The sequence below is a fragment of the Chitinimonas lacunae genome (assembly GCF_042650885.1).
GTDB classification, from domain to species: Bacteria; Pseudomonadota; Gammaproteobacteria; order Burkholderiales; family Chitinimonadaceae; genus Chitinimonas_A; species Chitinimonas_A lacunae.
Genome location: NZ_JBHSBU010000001.1, coordinates 896909 through 917704, shown reverse-complemented (window position 1 = coordinate 917704; position 20796 = coordinate 896909). Strand labels below are relative to the sequence as shown.

Sequence of the window (20796 nt, the reverse complement as noted above, 5' to 3'; positions counted from 1 at the left end):
GCGCAGCCCAGCTAAGGCTGTCGGCGCAAAGCGGACGCGGCGCACCGGCGTGGTGATCGGTCGTGACTGTGGTGGCGTCCGGGTAGGGGTAGGTAAATTGCAGGAATTTGTCTAAATTAGATATTTCTGGCTCTGTGTCTTGCAGTTGTATTTCCTAAAATTTTCTATTTATTGACTTCCTTTTGCAGCGTCGCGCTTTGGCTGGCCGGTGCCGCTGCGCTGGTGCGAGGGCGGAACTCTGATGGCATTTTCTCCAGCTCGTCGGCAGGCAACGGGCGCGAGAACAGAAAGCCCTGGATGGTTTCGCAGCCCATCTGCGCCAGCAGGTCGAACTGTTCCTGGGTTTCCACCCCTTCGGCGATCACCTCGAGCTGGAGATGATGGGCCAGCTCGATGATGGCGTAGGCAATCGCCTGATCGCGTGGCGAACTTTGCAGATTGGCCACGAACAGCCGGTCCATCTTGATGGCATCGACCTCCAACTGTTTCAGATAGGCGAGCGAGGAATAGCCGGTTCCGAAATCATCCATGGCGATTCGCACCCCAAGGGCGCGCAGATCGCGGATGACCTGGCAACTGAATTCGATATCGTGGATCAGCGCACTTTCGGTGACTTCGAGTTCGATACAGCGCGCCGGCAGCTCGATACTGGCCAGCAACGCTGCCATATAGTCGACCAGCCGATGGTCGGCAAACTGGCGTGCCGTCAGATTGATCGCCACCGTCACTTCGGGCGCCAGACGGTTTTGCCAGGCATGGCGTTGGCGGCAGGCTTGTTCGAGTATCCAGTCGCTGACCTCGATGATCAGACCGGTTTCCTCAAGCAGTGGAATGAACACCCCCGGCATGATCAGCCCGGCACTCGGGTGACGCCAGCGCAGCAGTGCTTCGAGCCCGATCAGACGGCCATCGCTGACCCGAATCTGCGGCTGGTAATGCAGCATGAATTGCTGGGTGCGCACTGCTTCGCACAGGCTTTCTTCGAGCATCATGCGGGCGCGGACCCGGCCGTTCATTTCGGAAGTGAAATAGCGGTACTGATTGCGACCTTCGCGCTTGGCCTGGTACATCGCGGTATCGGCCGCCTGCATCAGCAGCTCGGGCGTGGCCCCGCAGGCCGGATAGGTGGCGATGCCGATCGAGGCGCCGAGTAAGACGAGCGTATCGCCGATCGGGTAGGGGTCGCGCTGGGCCATGATGATCTTGTCGGCCACGAAGGACGCCTGGGTTTCGTCTTCGAGTTCATCGAGCAGCACCAGGAATTCATCGCCGCCGACCCGGGCGCAGACATCGTATTTGCGCACCATTTTCTTCAAGCGCAGTGCAAATTCGCGCAACAGCTGGTCGCCGGCCTGGTGGCCATAGGTATCGTTGATCCGCTTGAAACCATCGAGGTCGAGATAGAGCAGCCCCAGCAGCGCCCCACCGCGCGCCGCCCGGGCCACGGCCGCTCCGGCGATCTGGAAGAAACCGACCCGGTTGTAGAACTGGGTCAGCGGATCGGTCACCGCCTGCTGGCGCAGTCGCTGCTCCAGATGCTTGATCTGGCTGATGTCCTGGAAGGCCACCACCATGCCTTCATGCGGCGCCTGTAGCACGGCGCAACTGAGCTGCACCGGCAGGATAATGCCGCTCGGTGACACCAGCGTGGCTTCGAGCGGCGTGGTGGGGCTGTGCAGGGCATGGCTTTGCAGGCGCTCGAAGTCGAGCCGGTCGTCATGGTCGCTCGACGGCACCCGCACCAGCGCCGAGAAGTCATAGCCGATCAACTGCTGCTCGGGCGCATTGAGCAGCCGGCGCGCCGAGGGGTTGGTGTAGAGAATCACACACTCGTTCGACACCACCAGGATGCCCTCGGCCGTGGTGTTCAGAATCGCCGAGTAATAAGCACGCGCCTCGTTGAGCTCGATATTGAATTTTTCCAGCTTGACCCGGGTCGCGTGCATCTCCAGGAATTTCTCTACCTTGGCGCACAGCGTGTGGATATTGAGCGGCTTGGTCAGATAGTCGGTAGCGCCTGCGGCATAACCGCGCTCGATCGAGGCGGGGTCATCCATCTGGGCGGTCAGGAACAGAATGGGCACTTCGCTGGTACGGCGGTTGGAGCGGATATGTCGCGCCACTTCAAAGCCGTCCATGCCGGGCATATGGACATCGAGCAATACCAGCGCCACCGGCTTTTGCAGCAGCACCTCCAGCGCCGCCTCACCTGATGTCACCGAGATCAGATTGCAGTCGGTGTCTCCCAGTACCGCTTCGAGGCTGAGCAGATTGGCCGGTATATCGTCGACCAGCAGCAGCGTCGGTCGGTCGCTGTTGTCGTGCATAGTCGGGCTACTCCTTCGGTGTCTTGTCCAGCCAATGCGACAGTGCCTGGGCCAGTTTGCTGCTGGTGACCGGCTTCGAGACATAGTCGTCGGCGCCGGCGGCCAGGCATTTGTCATGGTCTCCGCTCATTGCCCGGGCGGTCAGGGCAATGATTGGCGTCTCCAACCGCATCTGTTGCTTCAGGATGCGGATCGCTTCGTAGCCGTCCATGATCGGCATGGAAATATCCATCAGGATCAGCGCATAGTCGCCCGTCTGGGCCAATTCGACGCCCTCGCGACCGTTATGTGCCAGATCAACAGCAAAGCCCATTCCTTCGAGCAACAGGCTCAGCGCATAACAGTTGCGCTCATCGTCATCGACCAGCAGCAGCCGGCGCAAGGGTTCATTGCAGGGCTCGGCGGGTGGGGTCTGCAATTGCAGGATCAGCTCGCGCAGCGCCTGCACCAGCGCTTCGCGTCGGCTATCGGTCTTGCCGACCAGTCGTACTTGGTGGCGGGCCAGAATGGCGCTCTGTTCCGGATCGGGATCGAGGTTGGTGTGCAGAATGATCCGGCTTGCTGCCAAAGGCCGGATACGGTCGAGCCGGTCGAGCAGCTCGATGCCCGAGCCGTCGGGCAATTTGGCATCGATCACCAGCAGATCGAAATGCTGCGCCCGATAAAGGCCGATGGCTTCGGTCATGGTGGCGCAGCCACGGCTGTGCAGGCCCAGGGTCTTGGCACGGGTCAGGTATTCGTCGCGCTCGACCGGGTCGTCTTCGACCAGCAACAGGGCGAGCTTGGTGGCCGGATAGCCGCTGGCGATCTGGCGGAACAGCGCCGACAGATCGCTGGCTGCCACCGGCTTGACCAGATAGCTGGCGGCATGGCTTTCCCAGTTCACATCGGGCGTGACGCAGGACAGGATATGCACCGGCGGCCGCCGCTCGGGGGGCTGCTGGTTGATCTTGTAGAGAATGTGCCAGCCGCTGATATCGGGCAGCAGCAGATCGAGCAGCACGGCCAGGAACTGGCGCTCCTGCAATTGATGCAAGGCACTCTGGCCATCGCTGCAGACGACCGGGACCAGGCCGAACTGTTCGGCGTTATCGCGCAGAATCTCGGCGAACTGCGGGTTGTCCTCGACAATCAGCACCTCGCGCCGCTCGGGCGGGGCCAGCTCGTGCGGCCTCGACGAAGCGGTGCCGCGTGGCGTGGACGGGGCGGCGGTGTCGTCCTGTTCCTGGCTGGGCAGATAGAGGGTAAACAGGCTGCCCACCCCCATCTGACTGTTGACCGTAATCGCCCCGCCCAGCAGTTCGGCCAGCTGGCGGCAGATGGTGAGCCCCAGGCCGGTACCGCCGAAACGGCGGCTGGTGGAGCCATCGATCTGCTGGAATGCCTCGAAGATCAGCGCCTGCTTGTCGGCCGGAATGCCGATGCCGGTATCGCTGACCCGGAAAGCCAGCGAGGCGTTGTCCGGCACCTGCGGCGGCTTGGCCGGTTCGGCCCGGGTGATATCGAGCCGGACCGAGCCCTGTTCGGTGAACTTGAGCGCATTGGCCAGCAGATTCTTGAGGATCTGCGACAGCCGCTGCGGATCGCTATGGATCAGCCGGGGTACGTTGGACGCCACATTGCAGTGCAGCTCGATCCCCTTGGTCTGCGCCTGCGGCCGGAAGGTATCGCACAGATCGCTGACCAACTGGCCCAGGTCGATCAGCTCGGGCACCACTCGCATCAGGCCAGCCTCGACCTTGGACAGGTCGAGGATGTCGTTGATCAGTTGGGTCAGATCGGTGCCCGAGCGGTTGATCAGATCGGCATGCATCACCTGGCGCTCGTCGAGATTGCCCTTGCGGTTATTGCGCAGCTGTTCGCTCAGAATCAGGATGCTGTTGAGCGGCGTGCGCAGCTCATGCGACATATTGGCCAGGAATTCCGATTTGTAGCGGCTGGCCTGGCTCAGTTGCTCGGCCTGTTCGCGCAGATGCTGTTCAGTCTGCTTGCGCAGGCTGATATCGACCACCGCCGCCTGGATCAGCGTTTCATTGCCAACCACGATGGGCGACAGGCCGACTTCGACCGGAATCGCCCGCCCGGTCTTGTGACGGGCGTACAGATCGCGGTTCTTGCCCATCCGGCGCGAAGTCGGGGTGCGCACATAGTCCGAACGCAGCCGGGCATGGCCTTCCTGATCGAGTTCGTTCATCAGCATCTCGATCGGCTGGCCCAGCATTTCGGTGCGCGCATAACCGAACAGGTCTTCGCTCTGGCCATTGACCAGCACGATACGGCCCTGGGTATTGACCAGGAGGATGGCCGTGGGCGACGCCTCCACCAGCATGCGGAACCGGGTCTCGGCGGCATGGCGTTCGGTCAGGTCGATCAGCGCGGCCAGCATGGTGCCATCCGGGCCGATGCTGATCTCGACCGGGGCGTTGCTGCCATCCTTGCGCCGCAGCATCTGATCGGTATGGTTGATATGACGAAAACCCGGCAGGGCCGGGTCAGGACGGTCGGGCAGCAGACTGGCGAAAATCTGGTCGCTCAGTTCGGCATTGCTGTAGCCGGTGAGCTGCTCGGCCGGGCGGTTGGCCATACGGATACGGCCGCGCTCGTCGAGCAATAGCATCGGATTGGGAGCGTAATCGACCAGATTGGCCAATGAAAACGGCGCCGTGGCAGGGTCCGTTGTGGCAACCGGCCGGGCCGGCGGCAGCCAGCGGCGTAACAGCAGCAATACCTGTAGGACCAGGATGCCGAGCAGCGGACCTACCAAGCGGGTCGACTGCGATACGGCTATCCATAACACCAAAGCCAGGCTGACCAAGCCCAGCGCCAGCGCCGGTCCGGGGCCGGACGGCGCAAAGAAGCGGCGCCAGGCGGCGAACAGGGTGGACATCTTTCCCCCTCCTTTTCCGTCACCGCGCGGGGAACGCGGTAGTGGCATAGCCTTGACTGGGAGACAAGGAATGCGACTGGGTGGAATGAAAAGCTGCGTCTGTATTCGACGCTTTGATCAATCTTAGTGTATTTGCCCGGCTCTGCCGGCTTATCAAGACGGCCGGACTATAGTGAAGCAGTGGCACGGCAACGCAGGAGGAGGGGCGTGATTCGACAACAAGGTTTTCGGGCCCTGGCTGTCGTCTGGCTGAGCGCTGCTGCGCTCGCCGCTGAATTCACGGTCGGCGTCGAAGATATCGATTACTTCCCCATTTTCAGCGTCAGCGGGCCCGAACAGCGCTACGTCGGTTACGCCCGCGATGTGCTCGACCGTTTCGCCGCCCAGCATGGTCACCGCTTCGTCTATCGACCGTTGCCGGTCAAGCGGCTCTATCGTGAATATTGGCAGGGTCGCTTCGATCTGGTGTTTCCCGACAGCCCGCGCTGGAACAGCGACACCAAGCGCCAACAGGGCCTGGAACTCCATTACTCGGCGCCCTTGCTGGTGTTCCAGAATGTGATCCTGGTCAAACCCGAGCGGCTGGGCCGCGGCCGCGAATCGGTGCAGGTACTTGGGGTGATCCGCGGCTTCACGCCGTGGAAGTTCCAGGACGACATCACCGCCGGCCGTATCCGGGTCGAAGAGGCGCAAGGGGCGCGCGAGCTGCTCAAAATGGCCATGCTGGACCGGGTCGATGCAGTCGATATGGCCTGGCAGGTCGCCAACCACCATCTCAGGGCATTGAAGGCCGAGGGGGCGCTGGTGCCGGACCCTGGCCTGCTCGATATCCAGGACAGTCACTACTATCTGTCCAGTCGGCGCCATCCTGAACTGATCCGCCAGTTCGACCAGTTTTTAAGCCGCAACGCCAATGAAATCGCCGCCTTGCGGCGTCGCTACGGTCTCTAACTTCCTAAAAAAACAGGAAAATCTTCTGCAAGACAGAAGTTGGTGAATAAGTTGTTTTGAAAAACCTTTCGCCGGACTGTCTAAGCGCCCTGGTACTAGGGAAACCCCGCTATTGCCGCTGAGGTGGCCGGCTGGCCATAATCGGCCCGCTGCCGGGCTGATCCCGCCCGGTTCGTCCAATCAGGAGAGAGACAATATGCAACGCCCCATGCTGACCCGTCTGAGCCTTGTCGTCGCAGCCGCTTTTGCGCTGGCCGCCTGTGGTGAGAAGAAGGCCGACAGTCCGGAGCCGTCCGCTGCACCCGCTGAGGCTGCCGGTCAGGCGCAAACGGTCAAGCTCGGCTTTGCCGCCCCGCTGACCGGTCCGCAGGCCCATCTGGGCAAGGACTACCAGAATGGCGTGATGATGGCGATCGAAGACGCCAACGCCGAGAAACCCACCATTGGCGGCAAGCCGGTCAAGTTCGAGCTGGTGGCTGAAGACGACCAGGCCGACCCCAAGGTCGCCACCCAGATCGCCCAGAAGCTGGTCGATCAGAAAATTGCCGGGATGATCGGCCACTTCAACTCGGGCACCTCGATTCCCGCTTCCAAGATCTACCACGAAGCCCGTCTGCCGCAGATCGCCATGGCCACGGCCCCGGCCTTCACCGATCAGAAGTACGACACCACCTTCCGCTCGATGACCTCGGACACCCAGCAAGGCGCCGTGGTCGGCAAGTTTGCGGTGGAGAAGCTGGGCGCCAAGAAAATCGCCATCATCGATGACCGCACCGCCTACGGCCAAGGTCTGGCCGATGAATTCGAGAAGGCCGCCAAGGCCGCCGGCGCCGAGATCGTGCGTCGTGAGTTCACCAACGACAAGGCCACCGATTTCACCGCCATCCTGACCGGTCTCAAAGCGGCCAGCTTTGATGCGCTGTTCTACGGCGGCGCCGACGCCCAGGCCGCACCGATGGTCAAGCAGATGAAGCGGCTCGGCATCAAGGCGCCGCTGCTGTCGGGCGAAATGACCCGTACCCCGACCTTCCTCAAGCTCGCCGGCACCGATGCCGAAGGCACCATTGCCTCGCTGGCCGGCCTGCCGCTCGACAAGATGCCCAAGGGCAAAGAGTTCGAGACCCGCTTCAAGGCCAAATTCGGCCAGATGGAAATCTACTCGCCCTATGGCTACGACGCCGTGCGCACCATGATCGCGGCCATGAAGCAGGCCGATTCGGTCGAGCCGGCCAAGTATCTGCCGGTGCTGGCCAAGATCGAATACGCCGGCGTCACTTCCAACAAGATCGCCTACGATGCCCGCGGCGACCTGCGTGACGGTGGCATCACCGTCTATAAGGTCGAAGGCGGTGACTGGAAGGTGATGGAAACCATCGGCGGTCAATAAACGTTTTCCGCAGTTGGATCGAGAAATGGCTGGAAGGCAGATTCCAGCCATTTTTCTTTTTATATCCCTATTTATCTTGCAGTGGGTTTGCTGATTATTTTATTTTTTTGTGCTGAAACCTCTGTCCGGTCTTAGGGTGCGGTGCCCGAGCGCAGCAGGACGCCAGCTCGGCTGTGGCGGGGGCAGTTGGAGGCTGGGCGGAATTCACCCTCCATTTGGAGGATGGGCCGGGACACAGTAGCCGCGCTACAGTGCGGGCGCGGTCTCTTCCAACTATCTGCACGGCGGAGGTGTTTTGATGATAAGTACAAGAAGCCACTTGATCCCCCTGAACCGGAAACTGGTCGATCAGGCCAGACAGTGGATCAACCACCCCAGCCAGTCGATGCCGCAGATACTCAAGGCATTGGGGGCCGATGAGCAGGTGCAGCGTCTGGCGACTCCTATCGGCGACCTGCCGCGCGAGGCAATGCCCGAATTGAGTCTGCCCCTGCTCGATGCCGGGCGACAGATTCAGACTGACGATGCCGGCTGGAGCTGGGATGCCGTGGTCGGCAACTCGGTCCGGCTCGATATCGATCTGCTCGACGAGGCGCAACAAAGGCAGCTGGGCATCGAACCGGCGTTGGATCATCTGCTGCTGTGCTACGGCGCGGCACTCGAACTCAAGGCGTCGCTGACGGGTACTCAGCAGATCGGCGCCTGGGGCAGTGTCGAGCCCAAGGCAGGCGCTAATGGCAATGCCCGGATCGACTGGTTTATCGAGGGTTCCAAAGGGGATAGGCTGATTGAGGCCATCACCGATGCCAGCGAATACTGGCTGCTGCCGACCGATTTGCAGGGATTGCTCGAGCGGGTGGGCGACAACCGCTTCCGTGGGCTGTCGATGAGCATGCAGGGGGATCTGTACGTCAGTCTGGCCGCCGGTGCCGCTGCCAGCGCGGCTGGCTGGACCTATGGGCTTGACGGAGACAAGGCACAGCTTGGCCTGTCGCTCTCCGCACGGGCCGAGGCCCGTTTGCAGCTGGCCGGCGACTACCGCTTGCGGGTTCAGCCTGAGCTGCATCATGGCATCAAGGGGCTGCGGGTGGTGCTCAACCTTGGCAGCGGCCATAGCGGCGATTTTTCGCTGAAGCTCAATGCAGGGCTGGATCTGTCCGGTCTCACCGACAGCGCCGAGCAGGTATTGCGCGCCGCCTGGCCGGCGGCCCAGGGAGCGCGGCTCGATTCATTGACCCGGCCCGGTCAGGGCGTGCGTGATCTGTTACGTCAGCGTCTGCTCCAGGAGATCGACAGCGACCGACTGAAGGATCTGGTGACGCTGCTGATTGGTGGCCACAGCACCTGGGAGCAGCGCGAACAGCTGGTGACACGGCTGACCGATACCTTGGCCGATGAGTTGGACCAGGCGCTCGGTGGTCTGGCCAATGGTTCAGCCGATCCGGATGGCTTGACCGAGCGGCTGACCCGACGCTTGCTCGACAAGGCGGCGGGTAAGCTCAAAGAGACGCTGAGCGCCCGATTGCGGCCGCTGGTCAGCGAAGCGATAAACGAGGCCGGCGAGCGTCTGGGGCAGGCCATGGACAAGCTGGCGCGCAATCTGGAAGAGGAGGGGCCGGCACGGAAACAGTTACTGGCTTCGCTGGGCGAGTTGGGTGCCCGGTTGAGCCCGATGCCACCGCAGGCAGCAGCGGCCTGGGAAGCGCCGATCAGGCAGGAGCTGGCCCGCTATGCCGCCAGCCGTGAGGAACTGATCGAGTCACTGACCATTGCCCAGCGCGCCAAGCTCAAGCTGGCGCTGGGCCTGGAATGGCAATCGAGTCGCTATGCCGGGCAGATGCTCAGTATCTGGTTCGCCCCGGGCATGGCCTGCCATGAAGCCAGACAGCTCTATCTCGCCCTGTGCGGTGGCCGGCTGGCCTTGCTCGATGATCTGCTCCGCCAGGCCGAAGCCGCTGGTGCCGTGCAGGATGCCGACGGCTGGCTATTGGCCGGTTTCCGCCGAATGAGCCAGGCCCGGATCGGTATCGACCTGCTCGGTTTCTCGTTTGAAAACAGTCAGCTGCTGCTGACCGACGCCCACCTTCAGGCCGACCGTGCCGGCCGCCTGCTGGTGGCAAAGGCCCAGGCCCAGGCGCAGACCACGGTGAACAATCCCTGGAAACATCGCTGTGTCCAGCTTGGGGTGGTCGCTGACCTGAGCCGGCACCCCGAGAGCGGCACTCCCACCCTGTCGCTGGAACTGCTGGGTGCCTTTACCGCCGCCGGAGAAAAGACCGATCGCCGCTCGGTACAGCATCTGCTCGACCAACTGGCGGGCGCGATGGGTGTGCATAACCGGCTCGATCTGCGCATGTTGCTGGCTATTCCGGACGACCAGGAGATGGGAGCCAAACATTTCTGGCGCGACCTGGCGCTGGTATTGCCGCTGGAGCTGTCCGCGACTCAGTGGGAACGCTTCTGTGCCCATTCCTCCCCAGTCATCCAGGCCACTTTCCTTAAATACGGCCGACGCTGTCTCGATCTGTACTATGCCGACAGAAAGCCCTTTGCCCACGAGTCTCCGACAGCCGTGATCCACCAGCATGCCGAAGTGGCACTGGCGGGCATCGCTGATATGGCGGCACTCGATGAGACCGGCCGTTTACTGCGTTATCTCTCGCTCTATCCCGACCATTACGTCAGTGTCGCCGATCCCGATCTGTCACTGGCTGCCCGGGTGGGCTTTCCCGATGTGGTGGCAAGCGGCGGCTACCATATCGACGAGAATCTGCGCTTTGGTGTCGTGCACCGGCTGGCCGTCGTGGTGCGCAGCGGCGACAAGCTGGCGCAGGCTTCCCGGGCGCTACAGCAGGCGCTCGATCCGACCCGGGCCCACGACCGGCCCGAAGCGTTGCTCAGGCAGCTTGAGCCGCATTTGAAAAACATGCGCAATGCCTTGGCGGCGGTGGCCGTGGCCAGCCAGACCTTCACGGCCAAGGGGCTGCTGGGGGCGGCTGATGAAGGGCTGTCCTGGCCATTCACCACTTTCATCCTGGCCATGGCGGAACTGACCGGCATGCCAGTACCGCCCGGCTTCCTGCCGATCGCCATCTGGCCGGGGCGGCCTGAAGTGATGTTGACCTTGCGCGAGAACGGGTAGGCAGGTTGATTGGCTTCGGCCTGACGCCCGGTGTCCGTGTCCCGACCCGCTGACGCCGGAGCTACTGCCATCGCTGGGGAACGCTGTCGATTCCACTGACAAGACGAATCGATGAGCTGTGTTGAAGGCGGATGAAACCTGGCTGTCCGGGTCCGGCGACCAGAACGCCTGGGTGTTTGCTCAAACGATCGACAGGGCGATAGATTTAATCGGCGTTGACGGTTAGAATCCGCCCAGTCTTAGGGGAGTAGCCGTTCCGCCACCCTGGCGGAAACCCGCGTCAACATACTTGGTCCACCGGCCATGGCGCGTGTAGTGGTCGGCCTGCTTGCAGTGCAAGCTGATGGGCCGTCCAACCTGGCAAGACCTTTGACTTTGTCCGACCGGCATGGGGCCGCGGCGGGTGAAGTCATAGGTATATGCCGGCCCCGGGATGTTCTACTCGATGTGGTTCGAAGCCTTCTCCGTCTCCACCGGCATCGTCGCTCTCGCTGAAATCGGCGATAAAACCCAACTGTTGGCGCTGCTGCTTGCTGCCCGCTTTAAAAAGCCCTGGCCCATCGTTGGCGGCATTTTCGCGGCCACCGTGGTCAATCACGCCCTGGCCGGTGCAGTCGGTGCCTGGCTGCTGACCCTGATCGGCCCGACCGGCCTGCGCTGGGGACTGGGCTTGTCGTTTCTGGCGATGGCCTGCTGGATGCTGATTCCCGACAAGCTCGATGAGGAAGACACCCGTCTGCGCGACGGCGCCGGCGTGTTCCTAGCCACGCTGATTGCCTTCTTCCTCGCCGAAATGGGCGACAAGACCCAGATCGCAACGGTGATGCTGGCCGCCAAATACCCTCTGCTGTGGCCGGTGGTATTGGGTACGACTCTGGGGATGATGCTGGCCAATGCACCGGTAGTCTGGTTCGGCGAACGCGCTGCGCGTTTCCTGCCGACCCGGCTGGTGCACGGCATCGCGGCTTTGCTGTTTGCAGCACTGGGTGTACTGGCGCTGCTGGGCATCGGGATGCCATAAGTACAAAACCTGTTCTGCTTGTCCGCTTCGCTGGGCAAAGCGATAGCCAGCAAAAAAGCCCTGTCCACCGAATGGACAGGGCTTTTTGATTGGGTGGCAACGGCTCAGTTGGACGCTGTCGGAACGCTTTCGATGGGGGGCTGCGGCGTCCTGCGCTCCCGCGAAGCTGCCAGCGAGCGCAGCGAGAAGAAGATGGAGACATATACCACCGTCTGTATCAAGGTGCGCACGGGATAGGCTTCCAGGTAGCCCGTGAAGAGACTGCCCAGCGGCAACAGCAGAAAGCACCAGGCGCACAGGCGCAATATGCCTGGCCCGATGAGTCCTTGCTGGGGCCGCCAATTGAAGATCATGCGAGCGCAGCACAGCAGCAGCCAGAGGCTGGCGATGATCATCACCAGGCTGACCAGGGGCACCAGGAGGGGAGCCTGAGGATTGCGGGTGAACAAGCCGACGATCGAGCCGAGCAGGCAGAGCAGCGTGAACAGGGCCAGCAACAGGCCGACAGGGATTTGGACCCAGCGCGGCAGTGTCGGTACTGCGCCATCGCCCTTGTTCTCGAGACCAGCCGCTTGCACGGTCTCAGTGGGTTTGAAGGGGGAGTTACTCATAAAATGTCTTAAAAATTTTCTATTTCTTTGTAAGTTAATATGGGTCTTGCATTGATTTGGCTAAATATTTTCTATCTGACATCCCAAGACAATCTGCGACTGACTTCCAAGGCCCGATACAGCAAATTCGCCCGATCTACACTGCCGTCACGCCGGGGCCAGCGCAGCATGGCGGCGGCCAACTGGTTGAAGGCAATACTGGCTTCGGCCTGCGGAAACGCCCGCGTCACCGGCTCGCCCAGTCGGTCGGCCCGGCCCAGCAATTCGTCTTCGGGGACAAAACCCATCAGGCGCAGCCGCACATCCATATAGCGGCGCGCCACTTCCTTGACCCGGCGAAACAGCGCCATGGCGGTTTCCAGCGTGCGTACCCGGTTGGCGAGCACCCAGAAGTCGCGCCGGCCGAATTCCACATGGAGCCGCTTGACCGTGGCGTAGGCGTCGGTAATCGACTCGCCCGACGGCGTAATCGCAATCACCACTTCATCCGCCGCCAGCGCCAGCCCCGGTGCGCTGTCGGCCACGATGGGACGAGCGTCGATCAGCACCCAGTCGATTCGGGCGCTGAGCGAATCGTATTCGTCGGCCAGCTGGTCGGCCCGGCCCGGTGGCAGATCGACGGCCAGATGGGACGGAATATGCAGCGGCATCAGCTCGAAACCGGGCGCTTGCAGAATCAGTTCGTCGAGCCGGATTTCGCGCGCCGCTGCATGATGAAAAGCGTAGCGCTGACGCAGTTGCAGCCGGTTGATGGCGTTATGGCGCGATTCATCCTCGTCGAGCAGCAGGACGCGCCGATCCTGTGCAGCCAGAGCGGTGGCCAGATTGACCGACAGGGTGGTGATACCGGTCTGTCCGCCGCCACTGACTGCCACGGTACGGCCGCCTGCGCTGCCGACCAGTCGGCGCAGGCTGGCGGCCTGGTCGGACGTAACCGTGCTGACATAGTTGTCGAATCGGGTGGTCATAAGGTCAGTTCTGCTCGCGCCACGAGAAATCCAGCGTCGGTTCGACCCGGGCGCCGAGGAACAGCGGGTATTCCTCGCTCTTCAAGCGGTAGGCCGGCGCCTCGGGCGGGGTCTTGAATACTCGGTCGATCAGGTAGAGGCTGGAGGCGATATGCAAATCCTCCGGTACCCGCTGGCCATTGGTGATGTAGTAGAGCGGCAGCTTGTAGCGCACGATCACATCGAGCCCGGCGCCAAGGCTGAAGGCTTCGTCGATCTTGGTGAAGATGCAGCCGGTCAGGCCGCCGCCGTGGTAGCGCCGTACCACATCATCGAGCGTGGTGCCCTGGGCATTGGCCGACAGCAGCAGCAAGCGGCGCACCGGCTGGGCATGGGTAGACAGCAGGGCGATCTGTTCGGCTACCCGCTGGTCGCGCTGGCCCATGCCGACCGTATCGAGCAGCACCAGATGGCGGTTGCGCAGGTCGGCCAGCGTCTGATGCAGGTCTTTTTCGTCGGTGACGGCATAAACCGGCACACCGAGAATCTTGCCGTAGATACGCAACTGGTCCTGTGCGCCGATCCGGTAGCCATCGGTGGTCACCAGCGCCACCTTGGCCGCGCCATGCTTGAGGGTGGCACGGGCGGCGAGCTTGGCGACCGTGGTGGTCTTGCCGACACCGGTCGGGCCGACCAGCGCGTAGACGCCGCCCGCCTCGATGATGTCGGCCCCCGGCCCCACAGTGGGCAGATTGTGCTGCAAGGCCGTCCGTGCCCATTTCATGCCGCGCTCGGTCGAGTAGTTGGCCGGCATGTGTTCGACGATCTGCCGGCTCAGCGCCGGGCTGAAACCGACCGACAGCAGACGCCGCAGTACTTCGAGCCGCTCGGGGTCCTGACGCTTCAGCTCATTCCAGGCCAGACCCGCCAGCTGACCTTCGAGCAGGCTGCGCAGCATGCGGATTTCCTGCGAAATATCCTCGATATCGTGCGAGATGCCTTCAAGCTTGGGTTCGAGCTTGGGCTCGACCCGGCCATGCGGTTCCGCTGCCGCGACCGGCTGCACGGTCGGCTGCGGCATGGCGGCGACCGGCTCCAGCGGACGTGGCGCATGGGGGCGCGGCGGCGCAGCTTCGAGCGGGACGGTCAGGGTTGGTTCAACCCGTAGCTGCGAGGGCGGCGGCGGAGGTGGTTCGTCGAAGATCGGCTCGGGCCGTTGGCGCGGCGCCAGGACCGGTTCGGGACGCGGCGGCTCGACCGGGGCGCGTGGTTCGATCCGTGCCGTGACCGGCGGCTGGCTCGGGCGCAGCGGCGGCAGTTCGGCTGGTCCCAGCTCGTCGTCGTCGCTGAGTTCGGGCGGCAGCGCGTAGGTGCGCTGTAGCACCTTGCTGAACGAAGGCGGTGCGGCCGGAGGGGGGGAGGCCGGACGCGGCGGCTCGGCCCGGATGACCGGGCGCGGTGCCGGCACGGGCGCCGGGCGGTTATCGGTCAGTGCCGCCATATCGGTGTCGGCCACCGCCATGATTTCGATGCTGCCGTTGGGCAGCTGACGATTGGACAGAATCAGCGCATCGGGGCCGAGTTCATCGCGCACTTGCTTGAGCACGTCGCGGGTCGAGGCACCGTGGAATTTCTTCACCATCATCGTGGTTCTCCTTAGGCCCCGCTCCGTCCGCCGAGTACGCCGACGATACGGATGGTCTTGCTATCGGGTATCTCGCTGTGGGCAATCACCCGGAACTGGGGAATGGAACGGCGCAGAAAGCGCGACAGCAGCGCGCGCAGCTGGGCCGGTACGATCAGGACGCTATTGAGACCCTGGCTCTCCATCTGCTCGGTCAGTTCGCTGGCCTGCTTGAGCAGCATCTCGGCAAGCCCGGGCTCGAGCCCGCCGCCACGGCCCTGGGTGGCCTGCATCAACATCTGCTCAAGGCCCGGGTCGAGCGCCAGCACCTGCAACTCGTTCTCTCCCGGGAACAACTGATGGACGATGGCCCGCCCGAGCGCTACCCGCACCACCGAGGTCAATTCGTCGATATCGCCGGTGCGGCCGACATGCTCGGCCAGCGTTTCCAGAATGGTGCGCATATCGCGGATATGCATGCCTTCGTCGAGCAGGTTGTGCAGTACCTTTTGCAGCGTGCCCAGCGCAATCACCTTGGGCACCAGATCCTCGACCAGCTTGGGGAATTCCTTGCCGATATGGTCGAGCAGTTGCTGCACTTCTTCCCGCCCCAGCAGCTCGGCTGCATGGCTTTGCAGCACATTGGAAATATGGGTGGCCACCACGGTGCTGGCATCGACCACGGTATAACCGAGCGTCTGCGCCTGATCGCGCATGGTGGCATCGACCCAGACCGCCGGCAGGCCGAACGTCGGGTCGGTGGTGGGGGTCCCGGGCAGCGGCCCGAGCACGCGGCCGGGGTTGATCGCCAGGAACTGGCCGGCAAACGCCTCGCCGTCGCCGACATCGACCCCCTTGAGCTGAATGCGGTAGGCATTGGGGCGCAGCTCCAGGTTGTCGCGGATATGGATCGGCGGCACCAGAAAGCCCATTTCCTGCGCCATCTTCTTGCGGATGCCACGGATACGCCGCAGCAGTTCGCCATCCTGATTGCGGTCTACCAGCGGAATCAGCCGATAGCCGACTTCCAGACCGACCGGGTCGACCGGGGCCACATCATGCCAGCCCACTTCCTGTGGCGGCTGCTCGGCCGCCTGCTGCGCCGCCTGGGCCGCCGCGGCGTCGGCGGGAGCGGCGGTGGCCAGCCGCAAGGCGCGCTGCTCCTGCCAATAGGCCAGGCCGGCGAGGCTTGCTGCAATCAACAGAAAGGCCACATGTGGCATATTGGGGATCAGGCCGAACAGGCCAATCACCCCGGCGGTGATATAGAGCGTCTGCGGCTTGGAGAACATCTGCCCAAGCAGCTGCTCGGACAGGTCGGCTTCGTCGCCCACCCGCGATACCACGATGCCCGAGGCGGTCGAGATGATCAGCGAGGGAATCTGGGCCACCAGGCCGTCGCCGATCGACAGCAGGGTAAAGGTGCGCGCCGCTTCGCCGACCGACATATCGTGCGACACCACCCCGACGATAATGCCGGCCACCAGGTTGATCAACATGATCAGAATGCCGGCGACCGCATCGCCACGGACGAATTTGGACGCACCGTCCATCGAACCGAAGAAGTCGGCTTCCTGGGCAATCACATTGCGGCGGCGCCGTGCTTCCTCTTCGCCGATCAGGCCGGCGTTGAGGTCGGCGTCGATGGCCATCTGCTTGCCGGGCATGGCGTCCAGGGTGAAGCGGGCCGACACTTCGGCAATCCGGCCGGCACCCTTGGTGATCACCACGAAATTGATGATGGTGAGAATCACGAACACCACGATACCGATGGCGAAATTGCCGCCGATCAGGAAGTGGCCGAAGGCTTCGATCACCTTGCCGGCTGCGGCCTCGCCCTGATTGCCGTTGCCCAGGATCACCCGGGTCGAGGCCACATTGAGCGCCAGCCGCAACAGCGTGGTCATCAGCAGCACGGTCGGAAAGGCGGAGAACTCGAGCGGTTCACGGGTATTGATCGAGACCATCAGCACGATGATCGAGATCGCAATATTGAAGGTGAAGAACAGATCGAGCAGGAACGGCGGCAGCGGCAGAATAAACAGCGCCAGCACCATCAGGATCAGGATGGGGCCGGCGAGCTGATTGAGGTTGAGTCTACTGAACATGGCGCGGGTACGGCGCTGGCGGCACGGCCTTCGACGAAAGATCCTGGTTCATATAGATGAAGTAAGCCATTTTTCGTCGCTTGTCAGCAGGATGCGACAAAACCGCTACTTTGTCGCAGGAATGATACTTATGTGCCGGAATCGAGCCTGTCATTCATCTCCCCCCGGGTCGAGGTCGGGCGGCACGGGCAGATCGCCCGGCAGGGCCGGTTCGGCGCCGCCGTGACGCTGCCAGTGGTCGAGCTGGTACAGATAGGCCAGCACCTCGGCCACCGCCGAATAGAGCGCGGCCGGAATCTCGTCGCCAAGCTCGGTATGGTGATACAGCGCCCGCGCCAGCGGCGGCGCCCGCAGCACCGGCACCTGGTGTTCGCGGCCGACTTCGATAATCCGCTGCGCCAGCAGGGCCGAACCTTTGGCCACCACCTGGGGCGCCTTGGTCTTGCCTTCCTCGTAACGTAGGGCCACCGCGAAATGGGTCGGGTTGGTGACCACCACGCTGGCCTTGGGAATCTCGGCCATCATGCGCCGACGGGCCGCCTGCATCTGCAACTGACGGATCCGACCTTTGACGTGCGGGTCACCTTCGGACTCCTTGGCCTCCTGCCTGACCTCTTCCTTGGTCATCTTGAGGCCGCGCTTATAGTCCCAGAGCTGGTAGGGCACGTCGATCAGCACGATCAGCAGCATGGCCCCGATCACATAGAGCAGGATGGTCCGGGTCAGCTCCCACAGCATGGCCAGCCCCGTCAGCGGCGGCAGGGCGATCAGTTGCAGCACCGTGTCCTTGTAGTACCAGATCGCCGCGACCGCGACGCCACCGATCAGCGAGGACTTGAGCACCGCCTTGCCGCCTTCGACCAGCGCCCGCACCGAGAACAGCCGACCGATGCCGCTCAGCGGGTTGAGACGGTCGAATTTGGGCTGCAGCGGCTCGAAAGTGAAAATCCAGCCCGAAATCATCAGACTGGCCAGGACCGAGGCCACCACACAGGCGCCCAGCAGCGGCAACAGGGTCTGCAACAGATCGTAGGCGCTCTGGGCCAGCCGGATCAGCATCACATCGAGATTGACCAGCGTGGCGGCCTCAAAGCGCAGATTGCTGTGCATGGTGCGCTTGAGGGCGTCGAGCAGGCTGTCGCCGCTGACGATCAGACTGCCCATCCCGGCCACCAGCACCGAGAAGGTGATCAGCTCCTGCGAACGCGGCACCTGGCCCCGGGCACGCGCTTCGTCGAGCCGTCGGGGCGAGGGGTCTTCGGTTCGTTCGAGGTCGCTGTCTTCGGCCATGGCAATCGCCGGGCGAGGCGTCGGGCGCCGGGAACGCCATCATAACCGGCCCGGCCGCCCGACGGGCGGGCGACCTTATTTGCTCTTGGCGAGACCGGCCAGCATCAATTCGCTGGCACGCACCAGATCGTTCGGGTTCTGCCGGATCAGATCGGCCAATTGCGCCTTCTGGCTGCCACGGAAACCCTTGACCAGCATCCAGCCGGCATAGCGCGCTTCAGCCAGCTTGTCGCTGCGATAGGTGGCAAGCGTATCGTCGGCGCCACTCTTGAGCAGCGGAATGATGCTGCGCAGCACCTGAGGCTTGTTCTGCTTGAGTTCGGCCAGCTTGGCGGCCGGCAGGTCGAGATAGGCTTCATCGGGCTGGCCTGGCACGGCGGCGCTCAGACCATGGGCCAGCACGCCTTCGGCAATGATCTGCTCGGCCAGATTGCGCGGCCGGCCATTGGGCCAGGGCAGTTCCTTGTCGAGCATCATCCGGCTCAGCAGCCGTGCCAGCGGCAGCGCACGGGTTTCCGGGCCGGTTTCGAGCGGCAGGTAGATATTGGTGCGGTCGCCATCCTGCTCGCTCCAGACGCGGCCTTCGAAAGTGCCGACGTAGGACACGAAGCGCAGGGTCAGCGGTTTGGTGAAGTAATACTGGTCGGCCAGCGTGCTCAGCATCTGGTCGACCTTGGGCGTCATGGCATCAAAGCCGCCCTCGATCTGCTTCATCACTGCCGGATAGCGCGGCCAGGCCTGCTCGAAGGCGGCGCGGGCGGCGGCCTCGTCCTGGTGGACACTGAAGTCATAGCCCTGCTTGAAATAGCGCCAGCGCACATCGGCTTCGTTCTCGACCGGCTTGCCCGGTTCGGTTTTCACCGGCTCGCTGGCGACTTGGTAGAACTCGACAAATTTGGGCGACAGGTCGCGCACGGCGATATCGAGTTTGGCGGCGGGCGCAGCGGTCTTGGCAGGTTTTGCCGGTTTGGCGGCCAGGGCGGCGGGCGCGAAGGCGGCCGCGATCAGGCCGGCGAGGATGAGCGAACGCATGGGGTCTCCGTTTTCGGTTTTCTGGATCAAAGCCCTGGGGGCATTGGGGCGCGATTGTAATAGGAAGGCCGCGCTACCGCATCCCGGCCGGCTTGGTGAGTGGTCGGACCCGTGCTATAAGGCTCGCTGCCGTTTGTTATCAAATATCAGGCAGGTTTTTTCAGGAAATTCGTCCAAGATCCGGCTTCGCCGTCGGATTGCCATTCCCCCGTAATCCTTTGACAAACCCATGATTTTATTTCGTGAAGAAGCGGTCCGGCATCAGCGCGACCGCGAGGTCGGCGAGAGCATCAATATCCGCTCGCTCCCGATCAGTCTGGCGCTGACACTGACAGCAACGCTGGCCTTGATGATATTGCTGTTTCTGTCGCTGGCAGAGTATTCACGCAAAGCACGCGCCGATGGGGTCACGCTGCCGTCGAGCGGGCTGGTCAAGGTCTTTGCCCTGCGCGATGGCCGCATTGGCCGGGTGCTGGTCGAGGAGGGGCAGTTGGTGCGGGCGGGCGAGCCTTTGCTGGAAGTCGATTCCGAGCGCACCGCCGCGCTGGAAGCCGGTCTGCTCGACGAACTGGCCAAGCAGCACCGTGGCGTGCGTGCCACGCTCGATCGGCTCAACGCCCGTTCCGACGCCGAAATCGACAAGCAGGCAGCACGTGAGCGTGGGCTGGAGCGTGAACTGACCCAGTTGCGCAGCCAGTTGGCCTTGCAGGAACGCCGGCTCCACCTTGCTCAGCAGAAACGCGATTCGATGCGCACCATGCTGAACAACGGTTTTATCTCCGAAAACGGTTTCCGCGAATACGAAGAGGCGGTGCTGGCCCAGGAACAGCAACGGCAGGATCTGGTGCGTCAGCTGGCCGGACGCGAGGCCGAATTGACCCAGGCACGGCTGGAGCTGGCGCAGTCGCGCATCGACAGCGCCGACCAGCGCGACCGGCTGCTGTCGACCGATTCCGATCTGCGCCAGCGGGCGCTGGAGCTGGAACACCGCCGCCATTCGATCCTGCCCGCGCCCATCAGCGGCCGGGTCACGGCACTACAGGCTGTCACCGGCCAGCCGGCCAATCTCAGTGTGCCGCTGCTGGCCATCATTCCGGAAAACGCCAGCCTCGAAGCCGAACTGTTCGTACCGACCCGGGCCATCGGCTTTGTCCGGCCCGGCCAGCGGGTAAGGCTGCAGATCGCCGCCTTTCCCTACCAGCGCTTCGGCATGCAGGGTGGTGTGGTGAAAACGGTTTCCCAGACCGTGCTGGCGCCCGAAGAGCTGACCGGACCCATCAAGGTCAACGAGCCGGTCTACCGGGTCAAGGTCGGACTGGATCGGCAGGATGTGCTGGCCTATGGCGTGCGTCATCCCCTCAAGCCCGGCATGGCCGTGGGAGCCGATATCGTGCTCGACCGCCGTCCTCTGTGGCAGTGGCTGTTCGAACCGCTCTATGCGGTACATGGCCGGGTTTTCGGCGCTTAGG

The 20796-nt window shown here is 63.1% G+C and carries 13 protein-coding genes and 1 riboswitch; of the genes, 5 read left to right on the top strand and 8 right to left on the bottom strand.

The window, feature by feature from the left end:
• Nucleotides 1-164: 164 nt before the first annotated feature.
• On the bottom strand, nucleotides 165-2327 hold the full coding sequence (locus ACFOW7_RS04115; RefSeq protein WP_378161328.1) for a GGDEF/EAL domain-containing response regulator: 2163 nt from the start codon (nucleotides 2325-2327) through the stop codon (nucleotides 165-167).
• 7 nt (nucleotides 2328-2334) lie between these two features.
• Nucleotides 2335-5214 carry a response regulator gene (locus ACFOW7_RS04110; protein ID WP_378161326.1) on the bottom strand — a complete coding sequence of 960 codons (2880 nt, stop codon included), beginning with the start codon at nucleotides 5212-5214 and terminating at the stop codon, nucleotides 2335-2337.
• Between the two features lie 207 nt (nucleotides 5215-5421).
• On the opposite strand from ACFOW7_RS04110, the gene ACFOW7_RS04105 reads away from it, so the two are divergent.
• From ACFOW7_RS04105 to ACFOW7_RS04090, 4 genes are all read left to right on the top strand, one after another.
• On the top strand, nucleotides 5422-6165 hold the full coding sequence (locus ACFOW7_RS04105) for a substrate-binding periplasmic protein (protein ID WP_378161324.1): 744 nt from the start codon (nucleotides 5422-5424) through the stop codon (nucleotides 6163-6165).
• Between the two features lie 196 nt (nucleotides 6166-6361).
• Nucleotides 6362-7552: a branched-chain amino acid ABC transporter substrate-binding protein gene (locus ACFOW7_RS04100; RefSeq protein WP_378161322.1), complete on the top strand. Its 1191-nt coding sequence runs from the start codon at nucleotides 6362-6364 to the stop codon at nucleotides 7550-7552.
• 319 nt (nucleotides 7553-7871) lie between these two features.
• Complete coding sequence (locus ACFOW7_RS04095) at nucleotides 7872-10694, top strand: hypothetical protein (protein WP_378161320.1); 2823 nt, start codon at nucleotides 7872-7874, stop codon at nucleotides 10692-10694.
• 230 nt (nucleotides 10695-10924) lie between these two features.
• Nucleotides 10925-11065: riboswitch (yybP-ykoY riboswitch) on the top strand.
• Between the two features lie 62 nt (nucleotides 11066-11127).
• Complete coding sequence (locus ACFOW7_RS04090) at nucleotides 11128-11715, top strand: TMEM165/GDT1 family protein (RefSeq protein ID WP_378161318.1); 588 nt, start codon at nucleotides 11128-11130, stop codon at nucleotides 11713-11715.
• A gap of 104 nt (nucleotides 11716-11819) precedes the next feature.
• Here ACFOW7_RS04090 and ACFOW7_RS04085 read toward each other — a convergent pair whose 3' ends face one another.
• The 6 genes from ACFOW7_RS04085 to ACFOW7_RS04060 form a co-directional block, all read right to left on the bottom strand.
• Nucleotides 11820-12326: a hypothetical protein gene (locus ACFOW7_RS04085; RefSeq protein ID WP_378161316.1), complete on the bottom strand. Its 507-nt coding sequence runs from the start codon at nucleotides 12324-12326 to the stop codon at nucleotides 11820-11822.
• A 71-nt stretch (nucleotides 12327-12397) separates the two neighbouring features.
• Complete coding sequence (locus ACFOW7_RS04080) at nucleotides 12398-13294, bottom strand: MinD/ParA family ATP-binding protein (RefSeq protein ID WP_378161314.1); 897 nt, start codon at nucleotides 13292-13294, stop codon at nucleotides 12398-12400.
• A 4-nt stretch (nucleotides 13295-13298) separates the two neighbouring features.
• On the bottom strand, nucleotides 13299-14918 hold the full coding sequence (flhF, locus tag ACFOW7_RS04075) for a flagellar biosynthesis protein FlhF (protein ID WP_378161312.1): 1620 nt from the start codon (nucleotides 14916-14918) through the stop codon (nucleotides 13299-13301).
• Nucleotides 14919-14929: 11 nt separating this feature from the next.
• Nucleotides 14930-17005: a flagellar biosynthesis protein FlhA gene (gene flhA / locus ACFOW7_RS04070; protein WP_378161310.1), complete on the bottom strand. Its 2076-nt coding sequence runs from the start codon at nucleotides 17003-17005 to the stop codon at nucleotides 14930-14932.
• A gap of 150 nt (nucleotides 17006-17155) precedes the next feature.
• A complete protein-coding gene (gene flhB / locus ACFOW7_RS04065; RefSeq protein WP_378161308.1) occupies nucleotides 17156-18295 on the bottom strand; it encodes a flagellar biosynthesis protein FlhB in 1140 nt (379 codons plus the stop codon).
• A gap of 75 nt (nucleotides 18296-18370) precedes the next feature.
• Complete coding sequence (locus ACFOW7_RS04060) at nucleotides 18371-19327, bottom strand: hypothetical protein (protein WP_378161306.1); 957 nt, start codon at nucleotides 19325-19327, stop codon at nucleotides 18371-18373.
• 229 nt (nucleotides 19328-19556) lie between these two features.
• Here ACFOW7_RS04060 and ACFOW7_RS04055 point away from each other — a divergent pair, with 229 nt between their 5' ends.
• Complete coding sequence (locus ACFOW7_RS04055) at nucleotides 19557-20795, top strand: HlyD family secretion protein (protein ID WP_378161304.1); 1239 nt, start codon at nucleotides 19557-19559, stop codon at nucleotides 20793-20795.
• The last annotated feature ends 1 nt before the right edge of the window (nucleotide 20796 follow it).